The 17,719-nt window shown below is 59.8% G+C and carries 14 protein-coding genes and 1 riboswitch; all 14 genes read right to left on the reverse strand.

What is annotated here, in order from left to right; all coding sequences use genetic code 11:
- Window positions 1-4 precede the first annotated feature (4 nt).
- Window positions 5-1,918, reverse strand: coding sequence for a nickel-dependent hydrogenase large subunit (locus HMPREF9163_RS05285; protein WP_009440653.1), 1,914 nt, complete (start codon window positions 1,916-1,918; stop codon window positions 5-7).
- The gene (locus tag HMPREF9163_RS05290) at window positions 1,915-3,003 is read right to left on the reverse strand and encodes a hydrogenase small subunit (protein ID WP_009440654.1); all 1,089 of its coding nucleotides are present in this window, start codon (window positions 3,001-3,003) and stop codon (window positions 1,915-1,917) included. Before HMPREF9163_RS05290 ends, HMPREF9163_RS05285 begins: the two co-directional genes overlap by 4 nt.
- 257 nt (window positions 3,004-3,260) lie before the next feature.
- Window positions 3,261-3,429, reverse strand: a riboswitch (molybdenum cofactor riboswitch).
- A 258-nt stretch (window positions 3,430-3,687) separates the two neighbouring features.
- Window positions 3,688-4,479 carry a hypothetical protein gene (locus HMPREF9163_RS05295; RefSeq protein WP_009440657.1) on the reverse strand — a complete coding sequence of 264 codons (792 nt, stop codon included), beginning with the start codon at window positions 4,477-4,479 and terminating at the stop codon, window positions 3,688-3,690.
- A 12-nt stretch (window positions 4,480-4,491) separates the two neighbouring features.
- The gene (locus tag HMPREF9163_RS05300) at window positions 4,492-5,415 is read right to left on the reverse strand and encodes a M23 family metallopeptidase (RefSeq protein WP_009440658.1); all 924 of its coding nucleotides are present in this window, start codon (window positions 5,413-5,415) and stop codon (window positions 4,492-4,494) included.
- Window positions 5,416-5,509: 94 nt separating this feature from the next.
- On the reverse strand, window positions 5,510-6,031 hold the full coding sequence (locus HMPREF9163_RS05305) for a DUF4446 family protein (RefSeq protein ID WP_009440659.1): 522 nt from the start codon (window positions 6,029-6,031) through the stop codon (window positions 5,510-5,512).
- 37 nt (window positions 6,032-6,068) lie between these two features.
- Window positions 6,069-7,073, reverse strand: coding sequence for a ParB/RepB/Spo0J family partition protein (locus tag HMPREF9163_RS05310; RefSeq protein WP_009440660.1), 1,005 nt, complete (start codon window positions 7,071-7,073; stop codon window positions 6,069-6,071).
- On the reverse strand, window positions 7,060-7,824 hold the full coding sequence (locus HMPREF9163_RS05315) for a ParA family protein (protein ID WP_009440661.1): 765 nt from the start codon (window positions 7,822-7,824) through the stop codon (window positions 7,060-7,062). The genes HMPREF9163_RS05310 and HMPREF9163_RS05315 overlap by 14 nt, the downstream gene beginning before the upstream one ends.
- Before the next feature lie 38 nt (window positions 7,825-7,862).
- On the reverse strand, window positions 7,863-8,846 hold the full coding sequence (gene pfkA, locus HMPREF9163_RS05320; RefSeq protein WP_009440662.1) for a 6-phosphofructokinase: 984 nt from the start codon (window positions 8,844-8,846) through the stop codon (window positions 7,863-7,865).
- A gap of 124 nt (window positions 8,847-8,970) precedes the next feature.
- Window positions 8,971-10,293 carry a replicative DNA helicase gene (gene dnaB, locus HMPREF9163_RS05325; RefSeq protein ID WP_037346215.1) on the reverse strand — a complete coding sequence of 441 codons (1,323 nt, stop codon included), beginning with the start codon at window positions 10,291-10,293 and terminating at the stop codon, window positions 8,971-8,973.
- Window positions 10,293-12,335: a Lon family ATP-dependent protease gene (lonC, locus tag HMPREF9163_RS05330; protein WP_037346217.1), complete on the reverse strand. Its 2,043-nt coding sequence runs from the start codon at window positions 12,333-12,335 to the stop codon at window positions 10,293-10,295. The genes dnaB and lonC overlap by 1 nt, the downstream gene beginning before the upstream one ends.
- A gap of 77 nt (window positions 12,336-12,412) precedes the next feature.
- Complete coding sequence (gene rplI, locus HMPREF9163_RS05335; RefSeq protein WP_009440665.1) at window positions 12,413-12,856, reverse strand: 50S ribosomal protein L9; 444 nt, start codon at window positions 12,854-12,856, stop codon at window positions 12,413-12,415.
- Entirely contained in the window at window positions 12,828-14,840 is a 2,013-nt protein-coding gene (locus HMPREF9163_RS05340; RefSeq protein WP_009440666.1) for a DHH family phosphoesterase, read from the reverse strand. Before HMPREF9163_RS05340 ends, rplI begins: the two co-directional genes overlap by 29 nt.
- 44 nt (window positions 14,841-14,884) lie before the next feature.
- Window positions 14,885-15,841, reverse strand: a complete 957-nt coding sequence (locus HMPREF9163_RS05345) for a YybS family protein (protein ID WP_009440667.1) — start codon at window positions 15,839-15,841, stop codon at window positions 14,885-14,887.
- A 93-nt stretch (window positions 15,842-15,934) separates the two neighbouring features.
- Entirely contained in the window at window positions 15,935-17,716 is a 1,782-nt protein-coding gene (locus HMPREF9163_RS05350; RefSeq protein WP_037346223.1) for a DNA mismatch repair protein MutS, read from the reverse strand.
- Between the last annotated feature and the right edge of the window lie 3 nt (window positions 17,717-17,719).

Genomic DNA, 17,719 nt, shown 5'->3' on the forward strand with positions numbered 1-17,719 from the left:
CCCCCTATTCGTCCACGCGCACGCCCGCATAGGGATCGGTCGTGACGACGCGGATCTTCTCCCCCTTCGCGTTAAAGAGGTGCGTCGAGCACGCCATGCACGGGTCAAACGAGCGCACCGCCTTCACGATCTCGAGCGGCTTGTCCGCGATCTTCACGGGCGTATCCATCATCGACATCTCGTACGCGCCGTGTCCCGCTTTGTCATCGCGCGGGCAGGCGTTCCACGTCGTCGGCACGACCGCCTGATAGTTCGCGATCTTGCCGTCCTTGATGACGACCCAGTGACTGAGCGCGCCGCGCGGTGCCTCGTAGAACCCGACGCCCTTTGCCTCCTTCGGCCACGTCGAGGGATCCCATTTATCGTTGTTCACAACCCGTGTGTCGCCGCTCTTGATGTTCGCAACGAGCTTGTCAAAGAAGAACTTGCTGATCTCCGCCTGCAGCTGCGCATCGAGCGCACGCGCCGCCGTGCGGCCGACCGTCGAGGGCAGCCATGCCTCGGCGGGAACACCGAGCACCTTCGTCACGGTGTCGATCTGGTCGACGATCATCTGCTCCGCCCACGTGAGGTCGCCGAGCAGCCCCTGCTTTGCCTTCGTGTAGAGGACGATGTAGCGCGCGAGGGGGCCAACCTCGCAGAGCTTGCCGCGCCATTTCGGCGTCTTGAGCCACGAGTATTTGCCCTGCTCGTTCAGAGCCTTCCACTCCGTCTTCGTGCCTTCCTTCGGCTCCGTGTAGTGCGGCTTTGTCTCGCCCTCCCACGGATGCAGCCCCTTGCTGTCGCCGCCGCTGTACTCGTACCAGCCGTGCTCGACGCTCTCGCTGATGACCTCGGGGTCGGAGACATCCTCCATCTTAAAATCATAGACCTTTGCCTGCATCACGCCGCCCGCAAAGTTCTCGACAACGCCGTTGCAGCGCACGAGCAGATCCTTGAAGAAATCGCCGTTTGTCGCGCCCGAGAACGGCTCCTGCGGGAACATGCCGAATGCGAGCACGCGCTCCTTCGCCAGCCCCCCGCCCGAGACGTAGCCCTTCTGCACATAGAGATGCCCGATGGCGAGCACGTCCGGCAGATAGTAGTCGTTCATCATGTGGCGCGCGGACTGGATCGAGCGATCCACGATCGCGAGGCGCGCCGTATTGATCGGGGCGTTTCCGTCCTCCATCGAGATGGAGCAGGGCATGCCGCCGAGCACATAGTGCGGATGCGGGTTCTTGCCGCCGAAGACGACGTGCGGCACGACGAGGTCGCGCTGCTTGTCCAGCATCTCGAGGTAATGCGAGATCGCCATGAGGTGCACCTCGGGCGGCAGCATCTGATAGTCGGGGTGATCCCACCACTGCGCGGAGAAAATGCCGAGCTGGCCGCTCTCCACGATCTTCTGCACCTTCGCCTTGATCGCCGCATAGTACTCGGGGTTCGAGACGGGCACGTCGTGCGGATACGCCTCCGTCTCAAGCCCCGCAGGGCCACGGAACGGCAGACGATAGGTCGCGAGCACCGTGTTCTGGAGCGCCGCCGTCGCCGCCGGATCAGCCTTCAGCGCCTCGAGTGGGCTGACCCAGTCGAGTGCGTGCAGATGGTAGAAATGGATGATATGATCCTGATGCCCAAGGCACGCCGCGATGATGTTGCGGATGTAATGCGCGTTCTTCGGGATCGTGATGCCGAATGCGTCCTCCACGGCACGCAGACAGCCCAGCGCATGGGACGACGTGCAGACGCCGCAGATGCGCTGAATGTATGCCCACGCATCGCGCGGATCACGGTCGTTCATGACGAGCTCAAGCCCGCGCCATGCCGTACCGGAGGAAATGGCGTCCGTAACCTTGCCCGTTGCCTCATCGACTTGGATCTCGACGCGCAGATGCCCCTCAATGCGGGTAATCGGATCGACAACTACGTGTTTCATTCATGCACCTGCTTTCCCTCTTTTTCGAGCTGCTTCTCATGGCATTTCTTCTGCACAAGGCTCGCGCCCGCATGCGCCGCAACGCCGACTGCCGTCGCGACGGCAAGGCCTGCGCCGACCATGTCGACATCGATGCCGTCGTACTCAGGCAGACGCCGCGAGAAGGGCGCATCGTCCCAGAAGTTTGCATTGCTGCAGCCGATACAGGGTGCGCCGGACTGGATTGGATAGGACATCCCCTGATACCAGCGCAGATTGCCGCAGGAGTTGTAGGTCTCAGGGCCTCTGCACCCGAGATGATAGAGGCACCAGCCCGCCTTTGCACCCGCATCGTCGAAGCGGTCGGCAAACATGCCAGCATCGAAGAAGGGACGGCGATAGCAGGTATCGTGGATGCGGTTGCCGTAAAACTGGCGCGGACGCCCCTCCGCGTCAAGCGGGGGCAGCGTGCCGAAGAGCGCGACGTGCATGACGACGCCCGTCATGACCTCGGCGATCGGCGGACAGCCGGGCACGGCAATATACGGCTTCGCGCCGATGAAGGCACGGATGCCCTTGGACTCCGTCGGATTCGGCGCCGCCGCCTGAATGCCGCCCGCCGTCGCGCACGTGCCGTAGGCGATGACCGCCTTTGCGCCCGCCGCGACACGCTTCAGCGTCTCCTCGAAGGGATGCCCGCCCGACATGCAGGTGTAGGCATGATCGCCCGTTGCGACCGCGCCCTCGACCGCGAGGATGTACTCGCCGTAGTACTTTTTCATCGTCGCCTCGAGATGCTCCTCGAACGGCTCGCCGCAGCCCGCACTGAGGACGTGCGTGTACTCGAGCGCGATGCTGTTCAGGACGAGATCGGATGCGAGCGGCGCACCCGAGCGGATGAAGGACTCATCGCAGCCCGTGCACTCGTGCCCGTGAATCCAGATCACGACCGGCAGCGGCTTCGTCTCTGCCGCCTCGACGACCTTCGTCATCATGTCCGTGCTGAGTCCCATCAGCGAGGTGAGCGTCACGCAGCCCTTCAAGAAGCTGCGCCGACTCATGCCCTTCGCGAGATAGGACTCCCACAAGCTCTCCCTCTTACTCACATGAATCCTCCTAACAAATACACAGGCGTCCTTTTGGGCGCTTTATTAAGAACCAATACTAATCATAGAAAATATTTATTATTATACATCCTGAAGGGCGAAAAAGAAACACTGTTTTCGCTATTCTAGGAACTAATTTTATGTTCGATTTCTGTACCTAAAAAGGCTGCCCCCCGCACCAAAGGTACGACGAACAGCCTTCAAAATTCGATGGGTAGGAACGCACGCCGAAAAAACAGTGTACAACGCTCTGTAATGAGGCAATTCTGTCGCTTCCTTTTCAAGGGGAGGCGCGAGCCTCCAAGGGGAAGGCCCGCGCATTTCTGCGTGAACCCTGTGCGCGTTCGCATAGACTGCTCAGCGCAGGCGCAATATCATAGGCTCTGCTCAGCCCTTAGATATTTTTGCTCGGAAACGTGGAGGGATGCGACGCCCTCCCGCATATTTAATTGCAGGTTAATTCTAACAGGAATCGCCTGCACTGTCAATATGCGACATAAGAAAGCACTGATACATTCAGCACCGCCATTTTGGCACATCCTTTTCGCCCTGCCTGTGTCAACAAATCCTCCACATAGCCCCCGCTATGCGTCCGGTTTGTTTCCTTGGCAGGACAAAAATTCTGCACCAATCTGACGGACTTCATTGTATCAGCGCTTCCTTTATTCTCACAATGCCTTGGATTTATTTCTTGTATTTCAGCTTCTTCGCCGCCTTCTTTACGGCATCGCGCTCCTTCTCCGCCATGGTGTTCGGGCGGATCTCGGCAGCATGACCGTCGCGATCGCCGTCCGTGATGACCGTGTTTTCGCCGTCATAGGCGATGATCTCATAGGTGCGGATTGTGTTCTTTTTGAGATCCAGCACGCGGCGCTGCAGTGTATACGCCAGCTTGTCATATTCCGCATCGTGCATTGCTTCAACGAACTGTGCCCGTCCGAGGTCATTGTAGAGGATGAGCTGCCAGTAGGAGATCGTGCCGTCCGTGTTCTTCGCCATCATCGAGCGGTCGAAGAACCAGCCACGCCGCTCATCCCCCTCGATGAAGCCCCAGTCGCCGCCCGCAAGGCTGACGGGCATGATTGCAGTGAGGTCACCGTAGGCAGCGGCATCATAGGCGGAGGAGCGTCCCTCATCCGTACCGTAGCCGTACCCAATCGCCTCCTGCGGGGCTTCGTCCTTAGCCTTTTCGGCGGACGCGTCCTTTGCGGTCGTCTCGCCGTCATAGGGCATGGGGATGATCTTGCCGTTCTCATCGCGCTCGTCGAGAGATTCATCGCCGAGATCGTCCATCTCCTCATCGAGGGCAGACTCCCCCTTTTTGGGCGCTTTTGCCGTGTCTGCAGACGCATCCGACGCGGTGTCCTCCGACTCCGCCGCCGTCATCACCGCATGGATGTCCTTCTTCTCCGCGCTCTCCCCGTACGCGGGGAGGAGGAAAATGCCTGCGGCAAGCAGGAAATAAATCGCTTTCATTGTGTTCCTTCCTTATAGATACCCTGCGGGGTTGACGGGCTGACCATTGACGCGTACCTCGTAGTGGAGATGCGGGCCCGTGGAGTAGCCCGTGGAGCCGACGTAGGCGATCACCTGCCCGCGCCGTACCTCCTGACCAACCGTCACGGCAACAGCGGAGGCGTGCCCATAGCGCGTCACGATCCCGCCGCCGTGGTCGACATCGACCATGTTGCCATAGCCGCTGCCGTTCCATCCCGCTGATGTCACAACGCCGTCTGCCGTCGCAACGATGGGCGTGCCCGTCTCAGCGGCGATATCGATGCCCTGATGGAACTCCGTCCCGTTCCAGCGCAGTCCGTAGGGCGAGCTGACATAGCCCGATGTCGGCCAGATCGACGGCACAGTATGTGCCGCATCGTCCGAGGTGTAGGCGGCTGCACCCGGGAAGTTCGCACGCATCGTCTGCGCAAGCAGATCGAGCGAGGAGCGGCGTGCTGCCATGCGTGTCTCGATCATCTCGAGCGCCTCACCGAGCTCTGCCGTTGTCAGGTCATGCGGTGCGCCGCCCGTGGGTGCCTCTGCCGCCTCCTGTACGGGTGTCACCTCGTCCGCTTCGGCAGGCGGCGCACCAATGAGCGCACGCAGACCATCCTCGGAGCGATGGAGCGTGTCGAGATCCTGCTGGAGCGCGGCCGCCTTTTTCGACACCTGCAGGATCTGCTCCTGCTGTATACGGTTTGCCTCGCGCAGCTGTGCCGTCTCCGCCTCATGCGCCTGTCCGTTCATAAGGGTGTAGACAGAGAGCACGGATGCCGCTGCGAGGACGGCGACCGCTGCCCCGGCTCCGACGGCAATCATGCGCAGGGAGCTGAGGGAGAGCTTCACTGTGCGTGTTACGTCTTCCTCATTGTCGATGAATTGGATTTTATAGCGCTTTTTCTCTTCTTCGTTCAAATTTTTCTCCTCTATATGTCATCCGTATTTCGCCCTCCTATCCTAGCCGAAAAAAATGAAAACCTGCTGAGTGTCAGCAGGTTTAATATGAGTCTCAATACTGAATCGGCAGGGGCTGAGACATTGCCTCTTTCAGCACGCCCTTTTCCTCGTCCGTAAGCGAATACTCCGAGGAACCGTTCTTGATTGGCTTGATGTAGCTGCGCGAGTCCGCACGTGCGAAGATGCTCGAGAAGATCACGCCGTCGTTGTTCGCGTCGAGCATGGCGACGGAGTAGCTCAGATCGCCACCCATATCCTCGAATGCGCGAAAGCGCACGGAAGCAACGCGCACGAGCGCCTTGCGGATGAACTGGCGAATGAGTTCATTTTCCTCGAGGATGCGCGCGTTCGTCGCAGAGACCTTCTCCACCTCATGAACGTGCTGGATCAACATGCTCTCGAGATCCTCCGTCTCCGAGCCGCGCATCATCGCACGATAGCGGCTGTTCATCGTCGAGAGGCGCACCATCGTGTAGATGACCAGTATCAATAAGACCAAAATCAGCAGCATGGAGGCGAGCAGGAGCGTCGTCTCATGCGATGCAATATAGTTGACGAGATTGTTCAGAAACAATGCTTTCTTCCCTTCTTTCCTACATTTCTCGGCATGTTCACACGGTAAATTTCTGTGTGGAGATGGCGCGCAGCGCCGCCCGCTTGTCCTCCTTTGCCGCGCCGTCTGCGCCGGTGAGCAGTCCCAGCAGACGCTCAAGATCATCTGCGGAGAAATAGCTGATCTCGAGGCGTCCCTTGCCCTGCTCACGCCCCTCCTGTATGCGGACTTTCGTCCCAAGGCTGCGTGTCAGGCGCTCCTCCGCCTCGCGCACGAAGATATCCGGGGTGCGCTTTGTGACGGGCTGCGCCGTCTTCTTGAGTGCGTTCGGATCTTTGATGAGACGCTTCACAAGTGCCTCTGCCCCGCGCGCGGAGAGCTCATGCTCCTGGATATACTCTGCTGCCTCGCGCTGTAGTGCCGCACTGCCGAGTGTGAGGAGGGGACGTACCTGTCCCATCGTGAGGACACCATTTGCAACAAATGCCTGTACCTCATCGGCGAGCCGCAGGAGACGGACGCTGTTTGCAATCGCCGAGCGGCTGCGCGCAACGCGTCGCGCCAGCTCCTCCTGTGAGAGGCGGAACTCCGTCAAGAGGCGCTCGTATGCACGCGCCTCCTCGATCGGGTTCAGATCCTCGCGCTGGATGTTCTCGATGAGTGCCATCTCCGCCAGCTCTGCATCCGATGCCGTGCGAAAGACGACGGGGACAGTCGCGAGCCCTGCGAGTCGTGCCGCGCGCAGACGGCGCTCGCCCGCGATGAGCTCGTACTTCCCTCCGCCAATATCGCGCACGGAGAGGGGCTGGAGGATGCCATGGCGCACGATGGATTCACGCAGCTCCTCGAGCGCAGCTTCGTCGAACTCGCGGCGCGGCTGGAAGCGGTTCGGAACGATGGCGACCACGGGCAGCTCTGCCGGTTTTCCCGTCTGCGCCGCAGGCTCCTCTGTCTCCGGGGGAGCGGGCTGTTCTGCCGGTTTCGGCGCGCCTGCAAGAGCATTTTTCCCAAGCCCGAGTGCACCGAGTCCGCGCCCGAGTCCGCCTGTCTTAGCTTTCTTCACGCTTCATGACCTCCCTTGCCAGTGCGATATAGGTCTCCGCGCCGCGCGACGTGATGTCATAGGAGGTGATCGGCTGCCCGAAGGACGGTGCCTCCGAGAGACGCACGTTGCGCGGAATCAGGGTCTCGTAGAGTGCCGCACCGAAGACATTTTTCACCTCATCGACCACCTGAGTCGCGATGCGCGTGCGGCTGTCGTACATGGTCATGACGACTCCCTGCACGGTGAGCGCAGGATTCACGCTCTCCTGCACGAGGCTGATTGTGTTCATCAGCTGCGCCACCCCCTCGAGCGCGTAGAACTCGCACTGGATCGGGATGAGGACGGCGTGCGCCGCCGCGAGCGCGTTCAGCGTGAGGAAGCCGAGGGACGGCGGACAGTCGATGAAGATGTAGTCATAGTCATGCTCCACGACAGTCAGGGCATCTCGAAGGCGCGTCTCCCGCCGCTCCATCCCCGCGAGTTCCACCTCCGCACCCGCGAGTTCGACGTTCGCGGGCAGGACATCGACGCGATACTCCGAGGCGACGATAGATTCCCGAAGGCTGCGCCCCTCAATGAGGACGCGATAGGTCGTGGACATGAGCATATTCTTGTCGATGCCGAAGCCGCTCGTCGCGTTCCCCTGCGGGTCGATGTCGACGAGCAGGACGCGGCGTTTTGCGCGTGCGACAGCAGCGGCGAGGTTGACGGCTGTAGTCGTCTTGCCGACGCCGCCCTTCTGGCTGGCAATCGCTATGATCTTTGCCACGGGATCATCCTTTCTGCGCGGATGTGGAATCTTTCTTTTTAGAACAGCACCTTCGCGAGGTGCAGATACTCAGGGTCGAGCTGCTTCTTGTTGTTCACGGCATCGTAAAGGTTGACCGAGACGACATGCCCCTTGCTGTAGCCGAAGACAACACCCGAGAGACCCGAGATCAGCGCAAGAGCCGCCTGCTCACCGAGCTGGCTCGCACGGACGCGGTCGATGACCGTCGGTGCGCCGCCGCGCTGAATGTGCCCGAGCACGGAGACGCGCGTCTCGATGTCCGTATGCTTCGCGATGTAGTCGCAGACTTCCTGTCCGCTCGCCGCCCCCTCGGCAACGACAATGAGGATGTAGCGCTTGCCCCTGTCATACGCGGCAGTCAGGCTGTTCGTGATCTCCTCAAGGTCGAACTCCTCCTCAGGCACGAGGATGTACTCCGCGCCGCCCGAGATGCCCGCAACGAGTGCGAGCCAGCCGCAGTTGCGACCCATGACCTCGAGGACAATGACGCGGCGGTGTGCCGACGCCGTGTCGCGTAGCTTGTTGATTGCATCGATGATTGTGTTCGCAGCCGTATCGCAGCCAATCGTGTAGTCCATGCCCCAGACATCGTTGTCGATCGTGCCCGGCAGGCCGACAATGGGGAAGCCATATTCCTCCGAGAGCAGCTGCGCGCCGCGCAGAGAGCCGTCACCGCCGATGACGCAGAGCCCCTCTATCCCACGCTTAATGAGATTTTCATGGCCAAGGCGGCGTCCCTCAGGCGTCTGCCAGCGCTTGCAGCGTGCCGTCCCGAGGAAGGTGCCGCCACGCTGGATGATGTCGCCCACATCCTTGGACTCCAGCTCACGCAGATCCTCCTCAAGCAGCCCGTGATAGCCGTCGTTGATTCCCCAAACTTTCACACCCTCGTAGAGTGCCGTGCGTGCAACCGCGCGCGCTGCCGCATTCATCCCCGGGCTGTCTCCCCCGCTCGTCATGATTGCAATACTCTTTAACACGACTCTTCCTCCCCTGCCCATTTGTATATACGCACAAAAAACGCGCTTCCATATTCATTGAACTTCCTTCATCATATCATAAATGACAAAAAAAATCCCCTCTTTTTTGAGAGGATTGCATGAAATTGTTTCACGTGAAACAATTTCATCCTTCACGTGCGAGATCACGAAAGCGCGTGTATTCCTTCTGGAAGAACATCTTCACGGTGTCGGTCGCGCCGTTACGATGCTTTGCAATGCTCAGCTCCGTGATATTCGCGTTCTCCGTGTCCTGATTGTAGTAGTCCTCGCGGTAGAGGAACATGACGATGTCAGCGTCCTGCTCAATGGAGCCGGACTCGCGCAGATCGGAAAGCATCGGTCGCTTATCCGAACGCCCCTCCGTTGCACGTGAGAGCTGCGAGAGGACGATGATCGGCACACTCAGCTCGCGCGCCAACACCTTGAGTGAGCGCGTCATCTCTGCAACGGCAAGCGTGCGGTTCTCAGCGCGCCCCGGTGCCTGGATGAGCTGGAGGTAGTCGATTGCAATGAGATCGAGTCCGCGCTCCGCCTTCAGACGACGTGCGCGCGTGCGAATGTCCATCACCGTCGTGCTGCTCGTATCGTCAAAGTAGAGGTTCGTCTTTATCATGCGGTCTGCGACCTTGACGAGGCGGCTCCACTCCTCCTCATCCAGCTCTCCGCGTGCCAGATGGGTTGCATCAATCTGCCCCTCGGCGCAGAAGATACGATGCATCAGCTGCTCGCGCGGCATTTCGAGGGAGAAGAATGCAACCGTGCCCCCCTGCAGGGCGACATGGGTCGCGAGGTTGAGAACAAACGCCGTCTTGCCCATTGCGGGACGTGCCGCAACGATGATAAGGTCGGATTTTTGGAGGCCACGCGTGACGGAGTCGAGGGTCGCAAGTCCCGTCGATAGGCCCGTAATTCCGCCCTTGGACTGCGCGAGCTGATTCACACGATCCACGGCATCAAAGACAACGTCCTTGATCGGCGTGAAGGTGCCTGTTGTACGCCCGCCCGCAATCGCAAGGATCTTCTGCTCGGCACCATCCAGCTGGACGGCAATATCCTCGCTGCCCTCGTATGCCATGCCCGCAATCTCCGTACTCACATCGATGAGTGAGCGTAGGATCGCCTTTTCCTTGACGATCTTCGCATAGTGGGCGAGATTCGCCGTACTTGGCACGCTGTTCGTCAAATTTGCGAGAAAGGTAATTCCGCCGACCTGTTCGAGGAGCCCGCTCTTTCTAAGCGACTCCGTCACGGTCACGATGTCTACGGGTTCGCCCTCACGCACCAAGCTCTCCATCGCCTCGAAGACAACGCGGTGCGCCTGGCGATAAAACTCATCTGAACGCAGGAGTTCAATCGCCTGCGTGACAGCCTCCTTCTTAAGCATCATTGCCCCGAGCACGGACAGCTCCGCCTCGATGCTCTGCGGTGGAACGCGTCCTTCCGGCATCATTCTCCCTCCTTCTCTTTCCACTTCTCATCCGCAAAGAGCACGGAAAACGCCTCCTCCGCCTTCTTCAGGCGATGGATTGTGAGCCCTAGATGCTCCTCGGGGATGTCCTTCTTGTTCTCCCACGGGATGATGAGCGTTGAGATACCCGCCTGCCGTGCGCCGTACGCCTTCTCAAAGACGCCGCCCACGGGTTTGATCTCTCCCTGCAGGGAGATCTCGCCCGTCACGGCCACATCCTGCCGAATCGCTGCGCCCGTCACGGCACTCACGATTGCGGCGAGAATTGCCGTACCCGCGCTCGGGCCGTCGATGTTGCCCCCGCCAATCACGTTTACGTGGATGTCATAGTCGTGGATGTCTCGTCCTGTGAGCTGTCGCATGACGGACGCTGCATTGAATACGGAGTCCTTCGCCATAGAGCCCGCCGTCTCATTGAAGCGCACGGTTCCCTTCCCCTTCTCCGCCGCAGGAAAGGCGACCGCCTCGATCTCGATGATCGATCCGAGGAAGCCCGCAACACCGAGGCCAAAAACTCTGCCGACGGCGGGTGTATCTGATGCCTTTTTCCGCCCAAATTGATAGAGGCGGCTGACCTGGGCGACCTCGTAAATGTCGTCCTTTGTGACGAGGAGAGGGGGCGCGGCGGGGGCGGATGATGTTTCACGTGAAACATTGCCTTCGCTTTGCTCCGTATCCTGCGGCACGATTGTTTCACGTGAAACAATCTGCTCGATCTCCGTATCTGCAAGGCGGTTCAGCGCGAGACTGTAGGCGTCCGCGAGGATGTTGATCGCCTTGCGACCCTCAATCGTATACTCGCTGATAAGCTGCGCCGCGCCGTCGCCAAGCCTGACATTCAGCCTCTCAGCCGCATTCTCGACAATCGTCAGGATGTGCGCGGGTGTCAGCGGCTCGAAGTAGATCTCCGCACAGCGTGAGCGCAACGCAGGGTTGATATGCTCTGCGTCACGCGTTGTCGCACCGATGAGGACAAAGTCCGCAGGCGCACCCTCCTCAAAGAGCTTGCGAATATAGGGAGGCACGCGCTTGTCGTCGGGATCGTAATACGCCGACTCGAAGTAGGCACGCTTGTCCTCGAGCACTTTAAGCAATTTGTTTTGCAGCATCTCGTCCATCTCGCCGATCTCGTCGATGAATAGAATACCGCCGTGCGCATCCGTCACAAGTCCCGGCTTCGGCTCGGGGACGCCGCTGTCCGCGAGGCTCTTCTGTGCACCCTGATAGATGGGGTCATGCACGGAGCCGAGCAGGGGGTTCGTCATATCGCGCGGATCCCAGCGCAACGTCGTCCCATCCGTCTCCACAAAGGGAGCCCTCTCGCCGAACGGCGATACGGCACGCTTCTTCGCCGCCTCGAGCACGAGGCGCGCTGCCGTAGTCTTGCCCACACCCGGCGGCCCATAGAGGAGGAGATGCTGCGGATAGGGCGAGGAGAGCTTTGCCATGAGCGAGCGCACAGCGCGCTCCTGCCCCACAATCTCATCGAAGTTCTGCGGCCGTAGGAGCTCCATAACAGACTGTGTAAGGCGGATACTCTCGAGCTCCTCGAGATCCTCACGCTTTTTCTTGTCGTGCGGCGACTCCGTCCCCGGGCTTTCCTCGGAGATCACCTGCCGGCGTATGTCGTCCACATACTCCTCGTGATCCTTCTCGAGCTTCTCGCTTACCTTGCGCTCGATCCGATCCTCGAGATCACGGCGTGCGAGGATACCCGCAAGCTGCTCCGTCATGCGGCTGATGATCTCGGGAAGCTCTGCCTCCGACGGCGGCGGCGAGAGCAGCGGATCCTCCTCGAGAATGCGCATGAGCGCCAACACACGCTCACGTCGGTTCTCCGAGCGCATGAGCGCCATTGCGTTCATCTTACCCGCCTGAATGACGAGTCGTTCTGTACCCATCGAGTCGGCAAGCATGCGAAAGATCACCGCAATCTCCGCATCAATGCGCGCCTCGGGTGACAGCTCGGGCGGCTTCTCCTTGTGCCCGTCTCCGCCAAATAAGTCCTTAAAAAATGACATAGAAAATGTTTCCTTTTGTATAAGAGAGGCTGATGAGATGATCCTCATCAGCCCGATGGATGAAATTGTTATACTTCCTACTCTTTCTTCACGTGAATCTTGATCGTGGTGGAGATGTTCGGATGCACCTTGATGATTGCCTCGTACAGCCCCTCACCCACAACCTCGCCGCGAATCGTAATCTTGCGGCGATCCACGTCAATGTTCTTCTTTTTCAGGGCCTCGGCGACATCCTTGCCCGTCACCGCGCCGAATAGGCGCCCATTCTCGCCGATGCGTACGGGAATCTCCACCTCGACCTTCTCGAGCTGGGCGGCCATCAGCTTCGCCTCATCGACCGCCATCGCGTCCTTGCGCGCCTTTGCGCCCGCCTGCGTCTTTGCAACATTCACATTCTCGCTGCTCGCGGGCAGCGCGAGCTTCTTCGGCAGGAGGAAATTGCGTCCATAGCCGTCCGCAACCTCCACGATCTCGCCCTTTTTTCCGATATTCTTAACGTCCGCCTGCAGTATGACCTTCATGGTTGTCACTCTCCTCTATATATGCCCTTGCCTGTTCGACGACATTGCCGCGCACCACGCTGAGCGGCACGCCCTTCACCTGCGCGCCTGCCACATTTGCGTGCCCGCCGCCACCGAACGCCTCCATAATCACCTGAACATTCATCTCGCCCGTCGAGCGCGCACTGATGCCGACCACATCGCCGGGCAGCTGGAAGACGTAGATGCTCATGCGCACCCCGTCCACGCGCAGCATGCCGTCCGCCGCCTGCGCCGCGATGATCTGCCCATTCGGCAGACGCTCGGGAATGCTTCCGACGATCAGCCCGCCGGGGAAATACTCCGCATTTGCCTTCGCGCGGGCGAGCGCCACCGTCGTTTCATAGTCACTCTGGAACAGCGCCCGGACGAGCACGGGATCTGCGCCCGCACGTCTGAGGTACGCCGCCGCATCAAAGGTGCGGACACCCGCGCCGACGTTGAAATTCTTCGTATCTACGACCACACCCGAGTAGAGCGCCGTCGCATCGAGACGCGTCGGCCGCACACTGTCGCCAAAGTACATGAGCAGCTCCGTCACCAGCTCACTCGCCGAGCTGGATGCTGTCTCGATGTAAACGAGCAGCGGATTCTTGACGAAATTCTCGCTGCGGCGGTGATGGTCGATCACAACGATCTTCGGAATGCGGTCGAGCAGCGTCGGATCGGCAAGGATGTGCGGGATATGCGCATCCACCACAACGAGCAGCGCAGAGAGGGATGCAACGCCCGCAATATCGCCGGGACGGACAAAGAGACCGTCGTATGCCTCATCCTTCTGCACCATGTCAAGAATGCGGTCGATGCCCTCGTTCATATCACTGAGGACGATGTGCACGGGCTTGCCGAGCGCGCGTGCCATGCAGGCAACGCCCATCGCAGCGCCGAAGCAGTCGTAGTCCTCGTTATGGTGCCCCATGACGTAGATCTCGTCCGCACCCTCCATAATGTCGCGCAGAGCATGTGCCACCACGCGCGCCTTGACGCGTGTGTGCTTCTCGACCGCCTTTGCCTTGCCGCCGAAGAACTGCGTCTTGCCACCAATATCGAGCGCCACCTGATCGCCGCCGCGTCCGAGTGCGAGATCGAGCTTTGCCTCTGCCTCCTCGCCGAGCTCCTTCAGCGACTGATCGTCCGCGAGCGAGAGCCCGATCGAGAGCGTCACGGGGAGCCCCTTCGAGTTGACAATCTTGCGCACCTGATCGAGGATATCGAATTTCTCCGCAATCGCGTGATCGAGCGAAGAGCGATCCAGCATCGCCACGAACTCTCCATCGGAGATGCTGCGCATAAATCCGCCGAGTCCATTCATCCAGGCATCCAAACGCTCACGCACAGCGAGCAGCAGCATGGACTTCTCCGCCTCCGACTGCCCCTGCATGATCTCATCGTAGTTGTCGAGCTGAATGTAGAGGAGGGCAGTACGGCTTGCGCGGAAGCGCTGCTTGAGATCGGCAAGCTCCGTCTCATCCTCGACGTAAAACGCCATCAGAGGATCCATCTGCGGCGGCGTCGGCACCGTACGATGGTAGACATGATAGGTGCGCCCCTCATGTGCGAAGCGATACTCCCCCTCCGTGCCCCAGATCTCCTCGATTTTGAAATCCGGCCAGAAATCCAAAACCGGCGTCCCCTGCTCCGGCTTTATCCCGCCGAGATACTCCTCGACCTGACGGTTGCACCATTCGAGGTGTCCGTCCTTCTCCACCACGAGGATCGCCTGCGGGAGCCGATCCACAGCGTAGTTCATCACATCGTTGACATTGCGGATAATGCCCATACAATAGCGTTCAAATCGCCGTTCCCTGTCACGACATCGTTCCCACGCAAACGCCGCAAGCAACGCCCACAAAAGGAGCGCGGCAGTCCCCACGTAGGAGTTGTAGCAGAACGTCACAAGTGCAAGCGCGAGCATGACGATCAGGTGGACCGTGAGATCGACCCACGCGGATAAATTCCGCGGCATAGAATCACCTTCTTTATATGGATAACGTATATACAATATATTTCTTATTGACGTTCACGGAACTTCTTTCGATAGTCAAACGCGATGTCGAACAGCCCCGTCCACGAAACAATCTGCGTCATAAAGCCGTTCACCGCAATGAAGATATAGATGATGATGCGCATGAACGAGGACACATTGAACCGCTTCATCAGGAACTGCACAAGGGAGAGCCCCTGCACGAGCCCCGCAGCAAACGAAATGAGATAGCCGTTCAGCGCCGCCTGATAGAGCCACGAAATATCGCGGGTTGTGCCCCAGTAAATCCCGATCAGCGAGAACGCAAAGAGATAGGAGAAGAAGATCGGCAGCCGCCACTCTGTAAAGGCTGGCAGCCCCTTCGCCGGAATCCCTAGGCGGACGAGTACCTTGCGCAGCACGACAAACGATGCCGTGACCTCAATCACGGAACTCCCGAGGAAGAGCGCGGGCAGCATCAGCACAAAGAGCTCAAGCACCTGCGTCGACGCCGCGCGTGTCTCCTCCAGCTGCGCCTCATCCATTCCGAGGGAACGGTACATAGCAAGGGTCTCATCCATCGTCTCATTTGCCATCGAGACATCCATCGCGAACGGATTCAGCCCGAAGATCAGGAGCATCATCCCCGCAGCAGCCGCCTTGCCCGCGAGTGAGGCAAGCGCCCCACCTGTAAGGGCGCGTACGGTGTCCGCACCGCGCCGAAAGAGCGCCCCGAGGACAAGCCCCGTCGGCGCAAACGAGAGGACGAAAAACGCCCCCGTCACGGGCGTTGCAAAGAGCATCGTAAGGATGAGAGATGCCGCTGCCGCAAGCATCCCCCAGCGCAGACCCTCGCGCACAGTCACGAGCGCGATAAAGACCGGCCAGAACATCCCCATCATCATTGTCAGCATGGGCAGATAGATTGCCGCGAGCTCGTAGACCACCGCCGCGGCAGTCATCACCCCCGCCGTCGCAGCGGGTCTTGCACCTTGCTCACTCATTCCATATCCTTTCAGCGGATTTGTCCGCATATCGTTACATGTTGAAAGACTTACCTATTATAGCAGATTTTAGCTGTGCTGTCACGGAGTCCATCAGTCCCCCATAATGCCCGCCATCCTGAGCAGGTACTGCGCATTCGTCGTGCGGCAGCGCCCCTCGCGAATCTTGAAGTCAAAGAGGATCTTGTCCCCCTCGTAGTGCTCCTCAAAATGCGCATTCTCCACGGGCACGCCCTCGCTCCCGAGATCGCAGAGCTCGAAGTCATGCGTCGTCACAATTGTGATCGCGTGCGGCAGGGTCAGACGGCGGATCGCCTCGCGCGCGCCGACAATGCGGTCGGCAGAGTTCGTCCCGCGAAAGATCTCGTCAATCAGGATCAGCATGGGACGCCCGCGCTTGCTGTACGTCATCATCTTCTTGATGCGCAGGAGTTCTGCGTAGAACGTCGAGATGCCTCCCGCGAGATCGTCGCTGATCTGAATGGAGGTATAGACTGCCATTGGGGTGAGGGCAAAGGACTGTGCGCACACAGGAGCTCCAGCGTATGCCAAAACAGCGTTAGAGCCCAGCGTTCGCATATACGTTGTCTTGCCAGACATATTCGAGCCCGTGATGACGAGCGTGCCCGCAGAGAGATGCGCATCGTTCGGCGTCGCCGCCTCCTCGGAGATCACGAGCGGCATGGCCCCCTCTGCCATGAGCTGCGGCGCATCCCCCTCCAGGAACGTCGGGAAGGCATGCACTGCACGCGTATGTCCGATGCGCGCGAGTGAGAGCAGCACCTCCACCTCTGCCCAGACCTTCAGCCAGCCTGCAGCAGCTTTTCCCGCCTGTATCCGCCAATGCGAAAAATACGCCATGCAGTGCAGATCCCAGAGCAGAATTCCATTCGCAAGGAAGAAGAAGAGAATGTTCCGCCGCGTAGCCGCACACTGCGCGAGCGTCGTCAGACGACTCTGCGCCTGTGTCGCACGCACGGGCGCAAAGAGCGGCGCAAGCACCTCGCGGAACGCTTCCCCGCGCAGGGGTGCGCGCTCGAGCGTGCGAAAGATCCGCCCGTAGAGCCTGAGCTCTCGTGCCATATGTCCGAGCGGGGCGAGTTCGCGCTGCGTGCGCGTGTAAAACGCCATTGCCACCGTCAGATTGAACATGAATAGCACAATCGGAATCGTCCACGCACCGTGGAAGAACGCCGCCCAGAGAAAGGAAAGAACAAAGGCGTTTGCAAATACAATGCCAATACAAGAGATAAGTTTTAGCGACCCTTTGAGAGGATGTGCGAGCTCCTTTGCCAGTTCGCGTGTATCGTGCCCATCCGGCAGACGTGCCCCACGTGCCTCGAGCTCAATACAGAGGAGGGGATGCGCGAGGAGCTCCGCCACCGCCGCCTGACGACGCCGCGTGCGATCCAGATCGCGCGGCGTCGCCGTGAGCGCCGCCGCAAGCCGCTCGCGCCCCGCCTGTGTGCGCGCCGCACAGAGATACTGATAGAGCGACGCCGTGCCGAAGATATGCAGATCGCGGTCGGGCGGACGTTTCTCCTTCGCGTAGGCGGCGCCGTCCTCGGGCAGATTCTTCCACGCACCTGAGAACCGCTCGAGATAGCCCGCCGTCACTGCAAGATACGCCTTTGTCAGCAGGCGCAGCCGCTCGAGCTTCCGATGGCGCGCGACAAGCACGACAAAGAGCAGCAGGAGAAAGCCCCCCAGCATAAGTTCGGCGGACGAGCCCACATCGTAGCCGTGAAGCAGTGTGATGAGCATCGCGGGAAAGACAAGTGTACGAGCGAGGATATAGCGCGTACGCTGCGTATTCTGTGAGCGTTCAAGTGCGAGCGTATTCTCCCGCACATTTTCATAGAACAATTTATTCAAGAG

This window comes from Selenomonas sp. oral taxon 138 str. F0429 (assembly GCF_000318175.2).
Taxonomy (GTDB): domain Bacteria; phylum Bacillota; class Negativicutes; order Selenomonadales; family Selenomonadaceae; genus Centipeda; species Centipeda timonae.